The sequence below is a fragment of the Colwellia sp. MB3u-45 genome (genome assembly GCF_014077005.1).
Classification (GTDB): Bacteria; Pseudomonadota; Gammaproteobacteria; order Enterobacterales; family Alteromonadaceae; genus Cognaticolwellia.
In genome coordinates this window covers 189,020-208,357 of sequence record NZ_JACGVC010000053.1, presented here as the reverse complement: position 1 = coordinate 208,357, position 19,338 = coordinate 189,020, and the positions used below count along the sequence as shown (strand labels likewise).

The 19,338-nt window shown below is 39.9% G+C and carries 15 protein-coding genes and 1 pseudogene; 9 read left to right on the top strand and 7 right to left on the bottom strand.

The genetic code is table 11. The annotated features are described in order from the left end of the window. The first annotated feature begins 26 nt into the window (after positions 1 to 26). A pseudogene (locus tag H4J41_RS16080) lies at positions 27 to 493 on the top strand (DUF523 domain-containing protein). On the opposite strand, the gene H4J41_RS16075 reads toward H4J41_RS16080, so the two are convergent. Then, positions 490 to 1,503 (bottom strand): GGDEF domain-containing protein, encoded by a 1,014-nt coding sequence (locus H4J41_RS16075; RefSeq protein WP_182137157.1) that lies wholly within the window; start codon positions 1,501 to 1,503, stop codon positions 490 to 492. The pseudogene H4J41_RS16080 and the gene H4J41_RS16075 overlap by 4 nt on opposite strands. Before the next feature lie 479 nt (positions 1,504 to 1,982). On the opposite strand from H4J41_RS16075, the gene H4J41_RS16070 reads away from it, so the two are divergent. Further along, entirely contained in the window at positions 1,983 to 3,767 is a 1,785-nt protein-coding gene (locus H4J41_RS16070) for a DUF885 family protein (protein WP_182137156.1), read from the top strand. Between the two features lie 401 nt (positions 3,768 to 4,168). After that, positions 4,169 to 6,004 (top strand): hypothetical protein, encoded by a 1,836-nt coding sequence (locus tag H4J41_RS16065; RefSeq protein ID WP_182137155.1) that lies wholly within the window; start codon positions 4,169 to 4,171, stop codon positions 6,002 to 6,004. Between the two features lie 138 nt (positions 6,005 to 6,142). Here the strand turns inward: H4J41_RS16065 and H4J41_RS16060 are convergent, their stop codons facing one another. Continuing rightward, positions 6,143 to 6,397, bottom strand: a complete 255-nt coding sequence (locus tag H4J41_RS16060; RefSeq protein WP_310649813.1) for a hypothetical protein — start codon at positions 6,395 to 6,397, stop codon at positions 6,143 to 6,145. 290 nt (positions 6,398 to 6,687) lie between these two features. Between H4J41_RS16060 and tesB the strand changes: the two genes are divergently transcribed. Beyond that, complete coding sequence (gene tesB, locus H4J41_RS16055) at positions 6,688 to 7,545, top strand: acyl-CoA thioesterase II (protein ID WP_182137154.1); 858 nt, start codon at positions 6,688 to 6,690, stop codon at positions 7,543 to 7,545. Positions 7,546 to 7,578: 33 nt separating this feature from the next. Here the strand turns inward: tesB and H4J41_RS16050 are convergent, their stop codons facing one another. Together H4J41_RS16050 and H4J41_RS16045 are read right to left on the bottom strand one after the other, a co-directional pair. After that, complete coding sequence (locus H4J41_RS16050) at positions 7,579 to 8,838, bottom strand: mechanosensitive ion channel family protein (protein WP_182137153.1); 1,260 nt, start codon at positions 8,836 to 8,838, stop codon at positions 7,579 to 7,581. Beyond that, entirely contained in the window at positions 8,838 to 9,743 is a 906-nt protein-coding gene (locus H4J41_RS16045) for an acyltransferase (protein ID WP_182137152.1), read from the bottom strand. The genes H4J41_RS16050 and H4J41_RS16045 overlap by 1 nt, the downstream gene beginning before the upstream one ends. 434 nt (positions 9,744 to 10,177) lie before the next feature. On the opposite strand from H4J41_RS16045, the gene proB reads away from it, so the two are divergent. After that, positions 10,178 to 11,287 (top strand): glutamate 5-kinase, encoded by a 1,110-nt coding sequence (gene proB / locus H4J41_RS16040; RefSeq protein ID WP_182137151.1) that lies wholly within the window; start codon positions 10,178 to 10,180, stop codon positions 11,285 to 11,287. A 78-nt stretch (positions 11,288 to 11,365) separates the two neighbouring features. On the opposite strand, the gene H4J41_RS16035 is transcribed toward proB, so the two are convergent. Together H4J41_RS16035 and ilvC are read right to left on the bottom strand one after the other, a co-directional pair. Further along, a complete protein-coding gene (locus H4J41_RS16035; RefSeq protein WP_182137150.1) occupies positions 11,366 to 11,683 on the bottom strand; it encodes a pyrimidine/purine nucleoside phosphorylase in 318 nt (105 codons plus the stop codon). A gap of 102 nt (positions 11,684 to 11,785) precedes the next feature. Further along, positions 11,786 to 13,270: a ketol-acid reductoisomerase gene (gene ilvC, locus H4J41_RS16030; protein ID WP_182137149.1), complete on the bottom strand. Its 1,485-nt coding sequence runs from the start codon at positions 13,268 to 13,270 to the stop codon at positions 11,786 to 11,788. A gap of 172 nt (positions 13,271 to 13,442) precedes the next feature. On the opposite strand from ilvC, the gene ilvY reads away from it, so the two are divergent. Together ilvY and H4J41_RS16020 are read left to right on the top strand one after the other, a co-directional pair. After that, complete coding sequence (ilvY, locus tag H4J41_RS16025; RefSeq protein ID WP_182137148.1) at positions 13,443 to 14,318, top strand: HTH-type transcriptional activator IlvY; 876 nt, start codon at positions 13,443 to 13,445, stop codon at positions 14,316 to 14,318. 82 nt (positions 14,319 to 14,400) lie between these two features. Next, entirely contained in the window at positions 14,401 to 15,303 is a 903-nt protein-coding gene (locus tag H4J41_RS16020; RefSeq protein ID WP_259364467.1) for a pepsin/retropepsin-like aspartic protease family protein, read from the top strand. Between the two features lie 17 nt (positions 15,304 to 15,320). Here the strand turns inward: H4J41_RS16020 and H4J41_RS16015 are convergent, their stop codons facing one another. Continuing rightward, entirely contained in the window at positions 15,321 to 16,844 is a 1,524-nt protein-coding gene (locus H4J41_RS16015; RefSeq protein ID WP_182137147.1) for a YifB family Mg chelatase-like AAA ATPase, read from the bottom strand. A 528-nt stretch (positions 16,845 to 17,372) separates the two neighbouring features. On the opposite strand from H4J41_RS16015, the gene ilvG reads away from it, so the two are divergent. Both ilvG and ilvM read left to right on the top strand, forming a co-directional pair. Beyond that, entirely contained in the window at positions 17,373 to 19,037 is a 1,665-nt protein-coding gene (ilvG, locus tag H4J41_RS16010; protein WP_182137146.1) for an acetolactate synthase 2 catalytic subunit, read from the top strand. Continuing rightward, entirely contained in the window at positions 19,038 to 19,280 is a 243-nt protein-coding gene (gene ilvM, locus H4J41_RS16005; RefSeq protein ID WP_182137145.1) for an acetolactate synthase 2 small subunit, read from the top strand. The last annotated feature ends 58 nt before the right edge of the window (positions 19,281 to 19,338 follow it).

Here is a 19,338-nt window from a genome sequence, read left to right as displayed (position 1 = left end):
ATTTAAAAATATAGGGTTAAAAATTAATGGAAAAAATCCTCATCAGTAGCTGCTTTTTAGGCAATAAAGTCAGATATGATGGTGGAGATAATTTATTAACTCACACCACGCTGACAGCTTGGAAAAAAGAGCAACGCTTGGTGGTTATTTGTCCTGAGTTAGCTGGCGGATTAACCACACCAAGAGCGCCCGCAGAAATTCGAATTATTGGCGAAAAATAATCGTGAAAACTATTATGGGTCATGATGTTACCCATGCTTTTGAACAAGGTGCTAATCAGGCGTTATTGCTCTGCCAAAAACATAATATTCGTTATGCACTATTAAAAGAATCTAGTCCGTCATGTGGCAGTTCCAGTATTTACAATGGCCAGTTCAATCAACAGAAGATAGCGGGGCAAGGTATTACCACCACTATCTTAAGAGCAAATGGCATAAAAGTATTTTCAGAGAAAAACCTCGCCGAACTCATTAGCGAGCTTACACTGGGTTAACTATTGGCGATACTAACGAAATTAGTTCGGCGATTAGCCTGCTGGTTAATCAGTGCACGGGTCTGGTTAATGATGTTATGAGCACTCGTGGCGACATTATAATCACTGACCCCCATACTGAGGGTTATTTGTGGTAAACGAGTACCTGATTTACTGCTGATAAATCTTAATTTTTCTATACTTTGTCGAATTTTTTCAGCAATTTCGCCCGCCATGCTGCGTTCAACATCTGGCAGTAGGATCAAAAACTCATCGCCAGCCGATCTTATCGGTAAGCCACTTTCATCGACGTAACTGCTAATTTTATTAGCTATTTTTGTTAATAACACGTCACTGATCAGTGGCCCCAAACTTTCATTCATCTGAGAAAATTGATCGATATTAATGACTATCGCCGCCACCTGCTGATCAGGATCAGCAGAGCACCAAAGCTCTAAATGCTTTGCCATAGCTTTACGATTATATAATCTAGTTAAAGGGTCTAAATAAATTTCTTTTTTTACATCTTCTAATTCTGAGCGCAATGCCTCAGTTGACTGTTTTGAGACCAGTAATTGCTCAACAATTTTTTCTTGTGCAAGTTTGAACTCTTGAGTTGTTTGGCGGATTTTTTTAATCGCAATAAATATTTCGTCTTTATCAGTCGAGTTTAAACGCACCATATTATCATCTAATTGAGTCACTAATCGTTTTGTGCAAGAGGAAGACTGTTGACTATTGGCTTGTAAATCGATTAATACTTCATCAAGATCGTCAATTAACTCACCTCGAAAGGCACTTTGCACTAAAATATATTGGCTATATATTTGTTCTAAAAAGAAGTTATCAAGCTTTTTAACCGCAGCTAATTGTTTTTCAATGGCGGCATTAAGTGCTTTTGAATGTTTATTGAGGTAGCCGTAACTCACCGCGTAATTAATTGGCGTCGCTGCTATATGCCATAGCTGCAATTGCTTGATGGCGGCGTGCATTTTTTTTTCGGCTGTTACTATAGAATCATGGTACTTCATTATTCCAACCTTTGATCTACGGCATTCGCTAATAATAGCTGGAAAGCTATTCTGTAATAATTTTAGTGAAAATACCACAATAAAAAGTATTAAAAACAACAATAAAGCTAATTATACTGGTTTATTGTTCACTTAACTCGCAGCAGGTAAGCTATTAAAGGCTTATTTATAACTTAACTCTTTTGGTAATAAAGCGCTAGCCTTGTCTTTGTTCTATCTTAGCCGTCTATCGTGTTGTTTTTAATCTAGTATTGCCTGCACAGATGTGTTTAATTCGCAACAATAATCTGTGCAACTCAGCCTTTGTCAACTGACACAAGCAGCTATCTTGAGATGTTGTCGCTAGCCGTTAAGTTTTGTATATAAGCACAACAAGAAAATTATCCTGTCAGAGAAAACTTTTCTTTATAAATACTTATCTTTTGTTATGGTATTTAGTTATTGAGTTTCCTGTGTAAATTAATCTTTGAGATCTTGTCATGAAAGTATTTTCAATCACCCTATTTGTATTTCTTTTTGTTATGGCGTGTCAGTCACCCAAGCTTCAAGTGAGCTTAGTGAACCATGATCTTGCAGAGATCATTAAAGACTATCAGCGCTTTAATGATCTGCAAAGCCCATTTAATCAAGATACTGCTGGCGAAACTAACCGCCAATTACCTGATTTATCACCCGACACCCTTAGGCAGCAGCATCAAGCGTTACTTGCTATTGATCAACGTTTAGCACAGGTTGCCGTTCAAGGTCTTCAGCAAGATGAGGTCATTAATCATGCGGTGTTGTCCTATACCATTAAAAATCAATTGGATAGTTATACCAACAAAGAACATTACATGCCGCTAACGGCGGAGTCAGGCTTTCATGTTTGGATCAGCCGTATAAAAAGCCAAGTAAGTTTTAAAACTGAACAAGATTATCGTGACTACCTCACTCGACTAGGCGCTTTAGAAAAATATTTTTCTCAGCAAATGTACTGGATGGATAAAGGCATTGAAGCGGGTATCACCCAACCTAAAATAGTCTTACAAGGTTTTGAAGAATCGATTCAAGCTTTTATAAAAACAGATGCGACATTAAGCAGCTATTATCAGCCATTTTTAACCCTACCGGCCTATTTCCCCCCAGCACTTAAATTGGAGCTACAAGCACAAGCCGCCGACATTATTTTAGGCAGTGTTATGCCAAGCTACCAAAAATACTATGATTATATGGTGCAACATTACCAACCCAATGCTAGAAGCAATATTGCCGCTAGCTCTTTACCTAATGGCGAAAATTATTATCTAAATCGGTTACAGCATTACACTACTTTGCCGCTTTCCGTTGATGAAGTGCATAACACAGGTTTAGCCGAGGTGAAGCGGATCAGAAGTGAGATGGACAATATTATTCAGCAATTAAACTTTACCGGCAGCTTTGCTGATTTTGTCCATTTTTTGCGTACCGATAAACAATTTTATGCCACAAGCCCAGAAGGCTTGTTAAAAGAAGCTTCATTTATAGCGAAAAAAATGGATGCTCAATTACCTAAATTATTTAAAACCTTACCGCGCACACCTTACGGCGTTATTGAGGTGCCCGCTAACATTGCCCCTAAATACACCACGGGACGATACTCTGGACCATCACGAGATGATCAGGCCGGTAACTATTGGGTCAACACTTATCGCTTAGACCGTCGACCCTTATATGTTTTAGAGGCGTTAACCTTACATGAAGCGGTGCCCGGTCATCATCTACAAGGCTCCATTGCCCGAGAAATGCAAAATGTGCCTAAATTTAGAAATAATACTTATATCTCAGCGTTTGGCGAAGGTTGGGGGCTTTATTCTGAGTATTTGGGCCTAGAAGTGGGCTTTTATAAAAGCCCTTATAGTAACTTTGGCCGATTAACTTATGAAATGTGGCGAGCTTGTCGACTGGTGGTTGATACGGGCATGCATGCGAAGGGTTGGAGCCGCGAGCGAGCGATGAACTATTTAGCGAATAACACGGCATTATCGCTGCACAACGTTAAAACTGAAATTGACCGCTATATTTCTTGGCCGGGCCAAGCCTTGTCTTATAAAATGGGCGAATTAACCATTAAAAAACTGCGTAAAATAGCTGAGCAAGCCTTAGGTCAAGACTTTGATTTGAGAGAGTTTCATGATCAAGTCTTGAAAAATGGCTCGATGCCCTTATCCATGTTGGAAAATGTAATGATGGAATATGTTGCCAACAAAAAGGCTAAACAGCAGGAAGAGCTATCAAGCGTAAATTAATCCACAACAAAAGATAACATAGCAGACACAGTTTCTAGAGATTGTGATGACGAAGTGATAGCTTAAGATAAGCTATGCTTGTATCTACATTGAGCCATTTCGGCGCTTTTATTCGTCATTTCTCGTCTCGGATTTTTACTGGCTTTGTGCTTGTTTTGTGCTTTATAACGTCAAGTGCGATTATAGTTAAGCTACTTGATTTGATATTCAGACAAGCTAGGAAGGTTTTTATAGGCGCCAGTATTATGCCCATTTCATTAAGTGATTAGCCAAGCGAATAAAGCGACAAGCCGAGCACAAAATTGCCACAAAGCTAGGCTTGCATTTGAACTATGACATGGTATAAATTTTAACCTTGAAAGATAAACAGTCTCTCACCCAGAATAGGAAGTCAAGGTTCAATGAAACGAATGCTGTTGGGTATTTTAATAAATTTTTGCCTTTTGCTTACGGCTCAAGCCGACTCAATAAGCAAGGATAAAAACTATCGGCAATTGCTTGATGCTTATTATCTGCAAGATAAAGAGCTATTGATTAGTCAAGATGTGGTTGACGTTGCACAAGCCGTGGTAAATAACCCAGATCAATACAGTCATGATAGGGTTGCCAAGGCATTTTCCTTGTTGTCAGATGTTGCCTTTAATCGCGGTGACTTGTCAGTAGCATTGCAATTTGCCCAATATGGTAGCGAAACAGAGCCGACTGATGTCGATTTACAATTAGACTTATTATTGAAAATTGCCCGTGGTTATTATGCTCAAGGCAAATATATTCAGTTAAGAGAAACCTCACAAACAGCGGCATGGTTGGCTGATCAAGCCAGTAATATGAATTATCATTTGCAGGCACTGGCTTATTCAGTGGTGGCTTATGCCTTAAATGATGACTACGCTTTGGCAGTAAAAGCGTTAACTAAAGTGGAAAGTATACTGAGCCAGAACCAGCAAAGTGTTGACCAGATCACCCTCTTAGAAATTATTGCTGAAGCGCATTTTTATTTATCAGAATATAACAACGCGGTAGAATTGCTTAATCACGTATTACAATTACGTACAACTATGTCAAGAACAGCAGGTATTGCCCGCAGCTATCATTTAGTGGCTAATGCCTATTACCAATTACAGCAATATAATGACGCTTATAATGCTTTTTGGCAGTCGCTACAATTTGCCAAGCAGTATAATTTACCTATTCGCGCCGCCTATGCAGAACTTGGTTTAGGGCAAGTGCTGTATCAACAGCAGCAGTTTACGTTGGCAGAAGTGCGCTTGCTAAATGCCCACGCAGTTTTTAATCAACATAACTTAGTACGGTTTAATTTATCGGCGAAAATTGCTTTAGTAAGAGTGCTGTATGCTTTAGATAAGCCTACAGAAGCTGATACTATGCTGCTCTCTGCTCAGTCTTTAGCCGAAAATGTCGTCTTGTCGCCGCAACAAATAGTTTTATTTTTATTGCTCACAGACTACTACAGCGAACAAAAGCTATTTGAGCAGGCAATCGAGGCACAAAAGCATTATCTCACCCTGTATCAAGCATTGTATCCAAATGTCAGTGTAAAAAATTCATTAGCGGCCATCGCTACATCGGCCAGTAATAAAGCCAAAAAATTAGCCTTGAATTTAGCGGAACAAAGCCAACTGAGTTTAGCGTTTAGTGAGAAGTATCATCGCCAACAGCTATGGATTATATTGCTTGCTAGCATGCTAAGTTGTAGCTTACTTTTTATCATTTATTGCTTTTTTCAAGCGCATCGTAAACAGCTTAATCATAATTACGATGAAATAGAGTTGCCCCAAACTCATTTAACCCAAGCGGTGCAAACTAAACGTTGGTATCAACAGCAATATAAAATGGCAAGAAAGTACCAATATAATATTTCAGTCGCCTATTTAAAGGTTGAAAACTGGCAAGAGCTCAGTTTTCGCTTTAACCGGAAAGTGTTGGCTGATGTTAGCCAGGTACTGGCCACTATTATTAACGAAAATCTTGATGCAGAAGACTATGCGGGTGTTATTAGTGATGGGGAATACTTGTTTTTGTGTCCACATCAAACGCCGGAGCAAGTACTGATTAAATTTACCCGTATAAAGCAGGCAATAAAAACCCGGTTTTTTGCTAACTTAGGCGATTATTCCGTTAACGTTATTTTTTCAATTGCAGCACCCAGTATTCAGGATATTGATCCCTATGTTTTTCTTTCTCGATTGAGTGAGTGTGCTGATATTGAAAAATAGCAGGGTAGGAATGTTACTTGCTGGCGGTAGAAGTTAATTTAATAAATGCTATTAGCAGATCATTACGCATTTATTTTTAATCCCAACAAAAAAGCCACTTTTAAGAGCCGCTATTGGATATTTGGATAACGGTTTGAACTAGGCTCTAATGACAATACTGGGCAAGGTACTAATTTCACCATCATCAGCAATCGTTGCGGCATTATTATCACATAACAAAATGGCGATATTGCCAGATTTACTATGACGAATAAAAGATAGGTCATAGCCAAATTGTGCCAGACTATTGGTGGCAAATTTTTGTGCCAGCGACAATTTATCCCACAAGTTTGATTGCTGCGGCGTATATTGACGTCTTTCTAGTAATGCTTCTCGTTCAAAAACTGCGTGCACAATAGCCTCTTTTTTTACATTGTTACGATACATTGCTAGGATATAATATTATAAATATCATGTATCTATTGATAAAAACATAGCTTAGATGATAACAACATAGCTGAGATTTTTGTCAATATCAATAGTTAAATTGTTACTACTTGCTAACCATTTTGTTAATGGCCTGAGATGATTTATTACTAATATTGTTTCAAAAGTGCGGGTTTAAAAATTTAGTACGTTATGTTTAAAGCTATAGCAGGTTATAATGCTTTTAATTGGTCACGATTAATTAGAGTTATATTTTTATGAGTCAGGTATTAAAAGATCTTTCTACGTTGTTGAAACTAGAAGTAATAGAGCAAGGTATTTATCGCGGTGAAAGCCAAGATTTAGGCTTTAAAGCCTTATTTGGTGGCCAAGTGATGGGGCAAGCATTGTCAGCAGCACAAGAGACTGTGGCAGTAACTCATAATGTGCACTCATTCCATTCCTATTTTTTAAGACCGGGCGATGCCACTAAACCTGTGGTTTACCAAGTAGAAAATATTCGTGATGGCCGCAGCTTTAGCACTCGACGTGTCAACGCTATTCAAAATGGTCAGGCTATTTTTTACATGACCGCCTCATTTCAACAGCATGAGCAGGGTTTTGATCACCAAGATGTTATGCCACTGGTGCCGGGTCCTGAAGAGTTAAAGTCATATACAGATTTTATTTTCGACCATCAAGCGTCTATTCCAGAAGAAATCCGTGGTAAATTTTTATCTGAAAAACCGATCGAAACAAGACCAGTCGAGCAGTATAACTGGCTAAAACCAGAAAGAACTGACGCTAAGTGTCATATGTGGATAAAGTCTAATGGTAACTTACCTGATGATCTTCGTATCCATACCTATTTATTAGCTTATTCTTCAGACTTTTCTTTTTTGCCAACGGCTTTATTTCCACATGGAGTAAGCTACTGGCAGCCAAATTTTCAACTGGCCACGATAGATCACTCCATGTGGTTTCATCGCCCATTTCGTATCGATGAATGGCTACTTTACTGTATTGATAGCCCGTCAGCGAGTAGTGGCCGTGGCCTAGTAAGAGGACAAATATTTAACCGTGCAGGTTTATTAGTTGCCTCTACTATGCAAGAAGGCGTTATGCGTCAGCGTTAGCCTTGGCGTTATGCGTCAGCGTTAGCCTTGGCGTTATGCGTTAGCATTAGCATTTTGCCAGTCGTAGCCACTGGGGTGTTGAAACACTCTTAAATCAAAAAGTGGCGCGGCAGCATATAGATGGTCGAATATATCTGCTTGTATCGCTTCATAGTTAACCCAATCTTGATCACTACTGAAAAAGTATAACTCCAGCGGCAAGCCAACCTCTGTTGCGTGTAGTTGCCTGACCATACAGGTCATCTCATGATGCACCTTTGGATGTTGTTTTAAATAGGCGCTGATATAAGCTCGAAAGGTGCCAATATTGGTTAACTGTCGAGTGTTTATTATGGCGGCAGTATTGGTATTACCTGTGACTTCTTGTGCCGCTTGTTGGCGAATTTCAGTTTGCTTGTCAGCAAGATAGCTCGCAATAAGTTGCACTGACTTTAACGTTTCAAGCTGTTCTGAGTTATAAAATTTAATACTGCTAAGATCAATAACAATAGCGCGTTTAATTCTTCTACCGCCTGAATTTAGCATACCGCGCCAGTTTTTAAATGAGTCGCTAGTTAAGGCATAAGTAGGCACTGTTGTGACGGTATTATCAAAATTCTTCACTTTTACTGTGTTTAACCCTATCTCAATAACATCGCCATCAGCGCCATATTTGGGTAACTCAATCCAATCGCCCGGGGCGACCATTTTGTTAGCTGAAATTTGAATACTCGCCACTAAACCTTTAATCGTATCTTGAAATACTAAAATTAACACCGCAGTTAACGCACCTAAACCACTGAGTAAGTAGAGTGGTGAACGGTCTAATAGTAGCGAAGTTGCCAGTATTGTTGCCACTAAATACACCACAAGTTTAATCACTTGCAAGGTTGAGTTTAATGGTAAATAGCGTTCGCTAGCTTTTTGTTGATAAAGACTATTGATCACATTGAGTAATGCACTAATGCTGCGCGCGACCTGAAAGCAAATGCCAACTTTTGCAAATACCATGAGAACAACGGCAAGCAAAGACTCTGCCTCTAAGAAAAATGGCGTCAGTAATAACAATAAGACAAAAGGCACCAGCAAGGAGATACGTGAAAATACTTGATGATCAAATAAGTGATCATCCCAAGTATTTTTTGATGTGCTAATTAATTTATGAATAACCGCAAGTACATAGTTTTTCGCAATATAAAAACTAACACTGCAGAATAGTAAAATTAACAAACAACCAATAACAACACTACTTAAGGTTATGTATGGCGCCTGAATACCTTGTTCAGTTAACCATGAGGTGATTATAACCTGCATTACATATCCTTCTTAGCTTGTGCTTCAAGTTGGAGCATTTTTTTATCTTTATCAAGCCAAAGTTGGTTAACCCACTTTTGAAACTGAATTTTATAAGCCCGATCATTAACATAATCCCCCTTGAGTGACTCATCAATATCTTGAGTTTCAATGGCAATATTTATCTGTTTAATTTTTCCTGACAAAAAATCAAACAATTTTGGTGTGCCATCAGGATAGTAAATAGTGACGTTAACCACTTTACTTAGATTACCTTTCATTGCTTGCAGGACAAAACCAATACCGCCAGCTTTTGGTTTTAATAGTCGTTGAAAAGGCGAGTGCTGTTGTTGATGTTTTTCTGCTGTAAAGCGTGTGCCTTCTATAAAATTCATCACACTCACGGGTTTGTGTTTAAATTTTTCACAAGCCTTTTTTGTCGTGTCGATATCCTTACCGATTAGGTGCGGGTTTTTCTTTAAAAAATGTTGGCTATAACGTTTCATAAAAGGAAAATCGAGCGCCCACCAAGCCAAGCCCAGCAAAGGGACATAAATTAACTCTTTCTTTAAAAAAAACTTTAAGAAGGGTATTTTACCGTGTAAAACGCGTTGTAATACTAGGATATCAATCCAGCTCTGATGATTACTAATCACCAGGTACCAGTCTTTCATTTTTAACTTTTCTAAACCCGTGACATTTATTTTTGTTTTGGTGAATACTTTTTGAATAAAGGTATTGCAGAGCACCCAATTGCTCGCCAACTGATCCAGTAAATAACTGAAGAATTTTTGCCATTGACTCAAGGGCACTAATGCCTTTAGTAGCGAGCATATAAGTATGGGTATAAGCCAGAGTATAGTGTTGGCAATATACAAAATAACAGAGATACAGCCAATAACTGGGCCAGGTAAAAAATGTAACATATAAAAAACCAAAACTTTCAAGATGATAATTACTGCTTATAATCTTAATGGGTTTTAGTCTTATTTTCAGTAAAAATCGTTAAAAACTTATATGATAGGCGACAAAAAACTTAGGTTGGCTTTATTTGTCGTGCAGCTTGAAATGGTAATGAAAGCTAAAAAAATGATATTTGTCATTAGTTTTTCAACGTAAGGTTGACGCTAGCTTCAATACTCCTTGGTGTTAGCATAGAACAAGCTAGTTGGCTAAAAACGCATCATAAATTTATTACTACGGGTTTTTGCCGAGTAAATTACAATTTTAACATAGCAAAATAATGGTTTAAGAGAGCTAATGCTATAAAGCATGAGAAAATAGCAGATATAGATATAAATTAATTGCATATCAACTACTTTTCAAGGCAAGCTAAGCAAATACAAAATAGGGGGTTATCATGAAGTTTAAACGTGTGGTGATAAAGGTTGGCAGTGCTTTAGTGGCTCCAGATGCCAATGGCTGTAGCGGTAAATATATCCTTGGTATTGCTCGCTTTATTACTCAATGCCAGCAAGCAGGTAAAGAAGTTATTTTGGTTTCATCTGGCAGTGTTGCCGCGGGCAGAAGTTTGATTGTGCACGGCTCTCCCAACCCCTCAATTCCTACTAAACAGGCAATGGCTGCTGTTGGACAAATGAAAATGATGGCGAATTGGCAACGTTTTTTTGATGTGCCATGCAGTCAGCTCTTGATAACTCATGGTGATTTAAAAGATCGCCAACGTTATATTAATATTAAAAACACCTTAAGAATATTACTAGCCAATGGCATTATTCCTATTGTTAACGAAAACGATACTGTGGCCACAGAAGAGTTAAAAGTCGGTGATAATGATAACTTAGCGGCATTAGTTGCCTTGGTCAGTGAAGCAGACAGTTTATTTATTTTAAGTGATGTTGATGGCGTTTTTGAAGCAGATCCCCGCTTAAATCCACAAGCTAAATTAATTCCTGTTATCACCAAAATCGACGAGGCAGTTTATGCCATGGCTGGCGCCACCAACAATCCTTTGGCTACCGGCGGCATGAAAACAAAAATTCAAGCGGCAGAAAAAGCGGTAGAAAATGGTATTGACACTTATATCTTAAACGGCAGTCGTGGCGAAGTATTTGCACAAATTTTACGTGGTGATAACCCAGGTACGCACTTTATCGCTCAACAAGGGGCAACACGGGCCCGCAAACATTGGTTAAAGCACACCTTAAAAAGTAATGGCAAGGTGTTATTAGACGCTGGCGCTGTCAGTGCGTTAACCAAGCAAGGAGCGTCTTTGTTACCATCCGGAGTGGCTGAGGTTAGCGGCGACTTTCAAGCCGGCGACTGTATTGATATTTATGATGCTAAAAATGCTCAACAGATCGCCAAAGGTATCAGCCAATATAATGCGCGAGATTTACAGCGAATTAAAGGCAGTAAAAGTGACAATATTGCGGCTCTGCTTGGTTGTTGTCCCAGTAAGGTGGTTATTCACCGTGACGATATGGTGGTGTTAAGCGCAGAACAATAGGATATTTTAGGTGAGATCAAAATAAGGGTCAAAGACCCTTATTTAATCGTTATTCGCTTTTTTAACTGCTAATGCATATTACTCAGCAATATACGAACAGCAATAGTCGGTTAATTCACTTACTTTAACATCAAAGGATGCATTGGCAGGCACATTGAAGGCTTGATTGGCGGTAATGGTTTGCCACGTATCACTACCTGGCAATAGTACACTAAGCGTACCTTGTTGAATTTCCATTAATTCTTTTTCTGCAGTGGCAAAAGTATATTCACCCGGCATCATAATGCCTAAGGTTTTAGTCGAGCCATCTGCAAAAGTGACTTTTCTGCTCGTCACTTGGCCATCAAAATAAATACTGGCCACTGATGAAATACTGACGTTATTGAATTGTGTCATTAATCTTCCCTTTTATTCTTACTAAAACAGCACGATCGCGCTGGATAAAAAAAGCGGTGTTGCCAATTGTGCCAACACCGCTGGTAATAAATACGTTAACTATTAACTATTCGCTTCAACTATTCGCTTCATATCAGTCATGTAGCCGCGTAATTCTTTACCAATAGCTTCTACACCATGGCTGCGAATAGCGTCGTTAACTTCGATTAAACGCGCGTTATCAACACCATTAGAGCTAGATTTTAAACCTTCACCTAATTCTTCTAAGGTTAATTTGCTCGCAAAGCCTTCCAATAAAGGTACAGCAGCGTGCGAGAATAGGTAGTTACCGTACTCTGCTGTATCAGAAATCACCACGTTCATTTCGTATAACATGTTGCGGGCGATAGTGTTAGCAATTAACGGCGTTTCATGTAGCGACTCGTAGTATGCAGAAGCATTGATAATGCCTGAGTCAACCATAGCATCAAAGGCTAATTCAACACCCGCTTTTACCATAGCGACAACGAAAATACCTTTGTCGTAATATTCTTGCTCAGAAATTTCGGTATCACATGTTGGTGCTTTTTCGAAAGACGTTTCAGCGGTCTCTTCACGCCATTTTAATAGGTTAGCATCACCGTTGTCCCAGTCTGCCATCATACCGGCAGAGAAACGACCTTCGATGATGTCATCCATATGCTTTTGGAATAAAGGACGTAAAATCTCTTTTAATTCTAACGACATATCAAAGGCTTTAATTTTAGCTGGGTTAGATAAACGGTCCATCATGTTAGTAATGCCGCCATACTTTAAGCCTTCAGTAACCCCTTCGATGCCGTATTGTAATAATTTACGTGCATAACCTGCTTCAACACCCTGAGCCAACAATTGCTTGTGACCTAAAATAGCGGCTGTTTGCAACATACCACATAGGATGGTTTGCTCGCCCATTAAGTCTGACTTAACTTCTGCGATGAATGAAGAGGCTAAAACACCAGCGCGATCGCCACCCGTTGCTGAAGCGTAGGCTTTTGCGATAGCCCAACCATTACCTTGAGGATCGTTCTCAGGATGAACAGCGATAAGTGTTGGCACACCAAAACCACGTTTGTATTCTTCACGCACTTCAGTACCAGGACATTTAGGGGCAACCATCACCACAGTAATGTCAGAGCGAATCTGCATGCCTTCTTCAACAATGTTGAAACCGTGAGAGTAAGCTAAAGAAGAACCTTCTTTCATCAGTGGCATAACGGCACTAACCGCTGACGTATGTTGCTTATCTGGTGTAAGATTTAACACTAAATCGGCTTGTGGAATTAATTCTTGATAAGTGCCTACAGTAAAACCATTGTCGCTTGCCCACTGATAAGATTGACGTTTTTCTGCAATGGCAGCATCACGTAAGGCATAAGAGATGTTTAAACCGGAGTCGCGCATATTCAGGCCTTGGTTAAGGCCTTGAGCGCCACAACCAACAATAACAATATTCCAATCTTTAATGAAATTACAACCATCACTAAACTCTTCACGATTCATGAAGCGACATTTACCTAACTGTGCTAGTTTTTCGCGTAAACTCAATGTATTGAAATAGTTAGCCATTTTGCTCTCCTGTACTTGGTTATTGACCAAGAAAATTAGTTAAGTGGTCAATTTGTTGACCTTAGCGCTATCATAACGAAAATATATCGTTGCTTAAAATGATATATTTGCATTGCAGTGTTGCAATATTTGCAATACAGTTTCTCAACGCTATTTACCTTTAAGGATTTTTGTGGAATTAAAGTCATTGCGGATGTTTGTTGATTTAGCAAAATCATTACATTTTGGCAAAACCGCTGAACTTCATCACGTCAGCCCTTCAACATTAAGCCGAGTAGTCCAGCGCTTAGAGCTTGAACTCGGCAGTGCATTATTACACCGAGATAACCGCACTGTGGTGTTAAGTGAGGCAGGGAAACAGTTTTTACAATTTGCTGAGCAACAACTTGAGCAGTGGCAGTTACTACAGCTTTCACTGAATCAAAAACAAGCAGAATTACAAGGCAAGTTGCATATTTATTGCTCTGTAACCGCCGCCTATAGTCATTTGCCGCCATTACTTGAACGTTTTCGACAACAGCACCCGCTGGTTGAAATTATGTTAACAACGGGTGACGCCGCCGACGCATTAGAGCAAGTTGAAAAGCAAGCGGTTGATTTTGCCATTGCCGCTAAACCTGAGCAGCTGTCGCGCATTTTTACTTTTCACCATCTGGCAAAAATACCCTTATCAGTAATTGCGCCCACTATGGTGTGTCAAGTTCAGCAGCAAATTCAGCACGACTTTGTTTGGTCTGACATACCGATTATTTTGCCCGAGCACGGCCCAGCACGAAAACGTTTTGAATATTGGTTTCGTAGGAAACAACAAGGTAAAGCCTATATTTACGCCACGGTTTCTGGTCATGAAGCCTTGGTCAGTATGGTGGCTTTAGGGTGTGGTGTCGGTATTGTGCCAAGAGTGGTAGTAGAAAATAGTCCGGTGAAAGACCGGGTGCAATATTTAGCCGATGTCGGTGAAATTGAGCCCTTTGACCTAGGTATTTGCTGTTTAAACCAGAGCAAGGAAAAACCGCTGATTCAGGCATTTTTTGATGCGATAAAGTAAAATCATCATATAAAAATAAACTCAGTAATTGTAGTATTAGTTTTTGATCTCCTGAGACAAATTTTATAAGGAAATAATAACAATGTTCAAGTTGAGATGTTTATGCCTAGGTTTTTTATGTTTTTTTTCACCTCTGTCTTTCTCTGGGGTCACCCAATGGATCGATTTTAAGTTAGTTGATGGCCATGTCAAAATTCCAGTCGTCGTATCAGGTATTGATGGTTACGCCATACTTGACTCCGGAGCACAAATTAATAGTATTAATAGTGCTTTTATGCAAAAAAATGGCCTTGAATTTAGCACAGGAACAAAAATTAAAGTGCAGGGGGTTTATGACACTAAAACCAGAAAAACTTATAATAACGTGCCGGTTAATTTACTGGGTGCAGATTTTTCGTTGGATAATGTCGTTGAGATTTTTATCGGTCATCATAGTAATCAGTTACTGCTCGGCGCTGGCTTTTTCAACAACTTTGTTGTGCAACTTGATTACCCCAAGAAAAAAATACGGCTAATTACCCGTGACGCAATAGACATGCAAAAACTCGCCAACGTGAAAATGAAATTTGACAAATATTCACGACAACCTATTGTCAATGTGCGACTTAATAATGAGAAGTCTGTCTGGTTAGTCCTAGATACCGGTAATTCTGGAGGGCTAATGTTAAAAAGATCAACAGCCGAGCATTTTGATTGGTTGAGTAAGTTTGAGATAAAGAGTGGCATCTCTAATGGCATCAATGCTGCAGGTATTCATCAAGTATTTCGCCTGCCAGTCATCAAAATTGGCCCCTATGAATTAGAAAATGTACTCACTAGTGTGCCCGGTAAAAACCAATCCGCTAACCTTTCTTCTCAAGGTAGTCAGCTTGGCAGCCGTATAAAAGGGAAAAGCATTAAAGGATTACTGGGTTATGATGTACTTAAACATTTCATTGTTACCCTTGATTACAAAGGTGGCCATATGCACATCGTTGCACCTTAAAGATTAAAAATGCCCTGCTATAGCGCAATAGCGTCGGTTAAATGGCGTAATATTCTATCCATAGCGCGATACGACAAGGCTTCGATTAAGTGTTTGCGTTCGATAAGCTCGATCGCTTCCATATCGGCCAGTGTTCTAGCAATTTTTAGTATTTTATGATGTGCTCTGGTCGATAGATTGAGTTTTTCAATCGCTAATTCTAAAAATTCATTATCATCAGGAACCAGTTGGCAGAAGCTTCTAACTTCAGCACTACTGAGTTGTGCGTTTGCTTTGCCTTGGCGTAAAATTTGTTTTTGGTGACAAATGCTGACCCGTTTTTGAATAGTGCTACTCGACTCACCTTTGCCATCATCGTTCGCCCACATGCCTCGCGGTAACCTAGTGACTTCAATTTGAATATCAATACGATCTAAAAATGGCCCAGAAAGTCGATTGAGGTAACGTAAAACCTGCTCTGGTGTACTACGCTTGTCATTGTAAAATCCGGTTGGGCTTGGGTTCATAGCCGCGACGAGTTGAAACTGTGCGGGGAAAGTTTGTTTGACCAATGCACGTGAAATGGTGACTTCGCCAGATTCCATCGGTTCGCGTAACACGTCGAGTACTTTGCGCTCAAATTCAGGTAATTCGTCGAGAAAGAGTACGCCGTTATGGGCTAATGAAATTTCACCTGGCTGCGGATAACTGCCGCCACCAACGAGGGCAGCTGAAGATGCCGTATGATGCGGCGCGCGAAACGGCCGTGTTAACCATGACTCAGGACTTATATTTTCATGGCAAATCGATTGAATAGCGGCACTGGATAACGCCTCCTGCTCGGTCATAGGAGGTAAAATGCCCGGCAAACGACTGGCGAGCATAGTTTTCCCTGTACCAGGAGGTCCAATAAATAGTAGGTTATGACGGCCACTAGCGGCAATTTCTAGCGCTCGCTTAGCCAATGGTTGACCAACAACGTCGGCAATATCGTGCACACTCTTGGTTATATAGGTTTGTAGCACTCTTGTTTGCACCAGTGGCAAGCTTTGTTGTTTTAGAAAATGTGGAAAGAGTTGCTTTAAATGTGACAGGCTTAATATTTTTACTTGTTGCACCCAACTCGCTTGTTCGGCGTTTACCGTCGGTATTACCAGTGTTCGGCCACTTTCTTTGCAAGCCATTGCCATAGGTATTTCACCAATAATAGCGCGAAGTTCACCCGACAAGGCTAATTCGCCAGCAAATTCATATTGGTTTAAATCTGCTTCAGGAAGCTGGGCAGCGGCGGCAAGAATACCTATGGCAATGGGCAGATCGAAGCGACCGCCCTCTTTGGGTAAATCAGCCGGCGCTAAATTTACCGTAATACGCTTAGCGGGAAATTCATAACCGCAATTAAGAATGGCGCTACGCACGCGGTCTTTGGCTTCTCTGACCGATGTTTCAGGTAAGCCAACAATATTAAAGGCTGGCAAGCCATTGGCTAAATGCACTTCTACCGTGACTAAGGGCGACTCAAGTCCAACACGAGCTCGACTGAAAACACAGGCTAAAGCCATAAAAATCCATTTTTATTTTAACGATTACTTTTCGCAAGTGTAGCTAAGTAATATCGTTTTCGCTAAAAATAAAACTACTAAATAAAACTACTAATAACGCAGAGAAAAAATGACAGTTATAACTAAGAAGATAGTTTTAACTAAAAAGCTCTAACAAAAATACTTGCGCTTGTTATTAGAGCTATGGTACTAATTTAAATAGGCTAGACATTACTAGCCTTGAAATTGATTAACTGAAGAAAATACAGATTAACATGAAACATTATAACTCAATGATTATTAACGTCCTCATCGTGGTGATTCTTAAATCGCTGCGGGGGTAATTGTTGAGCTAAAGAAAATAAAAAATCTTAAAATAACAAACCCCCCGCTCCGCAAGGACCGGGGGGTTTGTCGTTATTAAACCGCGCGTAGCGCACAAGCATTATTAACTTTTAGGAGTATACTTGTACATCACAACATAGTTACAGGGTATTATGAAAATATATCACCCGTGCATAAAATGTGATCGCATAGTAAAACAAAGACATGACAACTGAAAAAAAATTAACCGGCGCAGGCTTATTATTTAATGTGCTAGAACAGCATGGCGTTGAGCATGTTTTTGGCTATCCTGGTGGCGCAATAATGCCAATCTACGATGCGCTTTACGATAGTAAAGTGGAACACTTTTTGTGTCGACATGAGCAAGGCGCGGCATTTTCTGCCGTAGGTTATGCCAGAGCATCCGGTAAAGTGGGTGTCTGCTTTGCCACATCAGGTCCAGGCGCGACTAACTTGATCACCGGCCTGGCGGATGCCTTGGCAGATTCAATTCCTGTTGTTGCCATTACTGGGCAGGTAGCCACGGCTGCTATGGGCTCTGATGCCTTTCAAGAAATTGATATTTTTGGTTTATCACTTGCCTGTACCAAGCACTCTTTTCAAGTTACCGATATTAATGATTTAGCAAAAGTGCTACACCAAGCCTTTGCTATTGCGTTAGAAGGCAGACAAGGACCGGTATTAGTTGATATTCCTAAAGATATTCAAATCACAGAAGTTAACCGCTCTTTAGATGAATTAGTCAACTTAGAAAACAAAGTGAAATTACCGCCCGCGAATGTGGGTAGTGCTATCGCCTTATTAAATCAAGCCAAGCAACCTATTCTCTATGTTGGCGGTGGTGTTGGTATGGCCAATGCTATCGACGAGTTGAGAGATTTTGCTAAAATAACAGGTTTGCCGAGCGTTTCCACCCTCAAAGGTTTAGGCGCCATTGACCCTGAAGATGAAAATTACCTTGGCATGTTGGGTATGCATGGTACTAAGGCGGCGAATATCGCGGTACAAGAATGTGATTTGTTGATTGCCGTAGGAGCACGTTTTGATGATCGCGTTACCGGTAAGTTAAATGAATTTGCGCCACATGCGAAAGTGATTCATTTTGATATTGATACCTCAGAAATTAATAAACGCAGAATTGCCGATGCCTCAATATTAGGCGACTTAAAGGTTAATTTACCTGCACTCGCTATTCCATTAGCCATCAAACCTTGGCAAGCCGTCTGTCATGAAATGAATAACAACTTTGCTTGGGATTATAACCATCCAGGGGAGTCAATTTTTGCGCCTGCTGTGTTAAAAGAAATTAGCGATAAAATGCCAGAAAATAGCTGCGTAACCACAGATGTTGGACAGCATCAAATGTGGGCAGCACAACACATGGTGTTTGATGACCCAAGTAACTTTTTAACCAGTGCCGGCATGGGCACTATGGGCTTTGGTATACCCGCAGCAGTGGGTGCACAAGTGAGTCGGCCAACAGACTGTATTATTGCCGTTTCCGGTGATGGCTCTTTTATGATGAATGTGCAAGAGCTGTCAACGATTAAGCGTTTTCAATTGCCCGTTAAAATCGTACTTATTGATAATGCCAAGTTAGGCATGGTGCGCCAATGGCAAGACCTATTTTTCAATGGCCGATTAAGTGAAACTGATTTAGCCGATAACCCTGACTTTATTATGCTAGCCAATGCCTTTGATATTAAAGCAAAAATGATCACCAAAAAGTCAGAAGTAAGCGCCGCCATCGAAGAAATGCTTGAGCATGACGGACCTTACCTTTTACAAGTTAAAATTGATGCACAAGAAAATGTCTGGCCGCTTGTACCGCCGAACACCGCTAACGATAAAATGATGGAGAGTACCTAAATGAATAACTATCAATTAATGATCACAGCGGATGATAAGCAAGTGGTACTTGAACGCATTTTACAAGTGACTCGCTATCGCGGTTTTTTAATCAGTGGTATAAACGCAAAAGTTAACACGGGTACTAACATAGGCACTATTGAATTATTGGTCAGAAGCGAACGTCCGATTGAACTTTTGGTTGATCAAATTAATAAACTAATCGACATCAAAGAAGTCAAGGTAGACAATAGCGCATCATAGCAGTGCAACGCACATCGCTAGATTAAAACTAATCACAACCACTAATACAGCTTAATCA

Coding starts and splice junctions, on each gene's coding strand:
- ilvC (WP_182137149.1), bottom strand. CDS start 13,270: ATGGCTAACTATTTCAATACATTGAGTTTACGCGAAAAACTAGCACAG.
- H4J41_RS16015 (WP_182137147.1), bottom strand. CDS start 16,844: ATGGCTTTAGCCTGTGTTTTCAGTCGAGCTCGTGTTGGACTTGAGTCG.
- tesB (WP_182137154.1), top strand. CDS start 6,688: ATGAGTCAGGTATTAAAAGATCTTTCTACGTTGTTGAAACTAGAAGTA.
- H4J41_RS16050 (WP_182137153.1), bottom strand. CDS start 8,838: ATGCAGGTTATAATCACCTCATGGTTAACTGAACAAGGTATTCAGGCG.
- H4J41_RS16020 (WP_259364467.1), top strand. CDS start 14,401: ATGTTCAAGTTGAGATGTTTATGCCTAGGTTTTTTATGTTTTTTTTCA.
- H4J41_RS16035 (WP_182137150.1), bottom strand. CDS start 11,683: ATGACACAATTCAATAACGTCAGTATTTCATCAGTGGCCAGTATTTAT.
- H4J41_RS16045 (WP_182137152.1), bottom strand. CDS start 9,743: ATGTTACATTTTTTACCTGGCCCAGTTATTGGCTGTATCTCTGTTATT.
- ilvM (WP_182137145.1), top strand. CDS start 19,038: ATGAATAACTATCAATTAATGATCACAGCGGATGATAAGCAAGTGGTA.
- ilvG (WP_182137146.1), top strand. CDS start 17,373: ATGACAACTGAAAAAAAATTAACCGGCGCAGGCTTATTATTTAATGTG.
- H4J41_RS16065 (WP_182137155.1), top strand. CDS start 4,169: ATGAAACGAATGCTGTTGGGTATTTTAATAAATTTTTGCCTTTTGCTT.
- H4J41_RS16070 (WP_182137156.1), top strand. CDS start 1,983: ATGAAAGTATTTTCAATCACCCTATTTGTATTTCTTTTTGTTATGGCG.
- proB (WP_182137151.1), top strand. CDS start 10,178: ATGAAGTTTAAACGTGTGGTGATAAAGGTTGGCAGTGCTTTAGTGGCT.
- H4J41_RS16075 (WP_182137157.1), bottom strand. CDS start 1,503: ATGAAGTACCATGATTCTATAGTAACAGCCGAAAAAAAAATGCACGCC.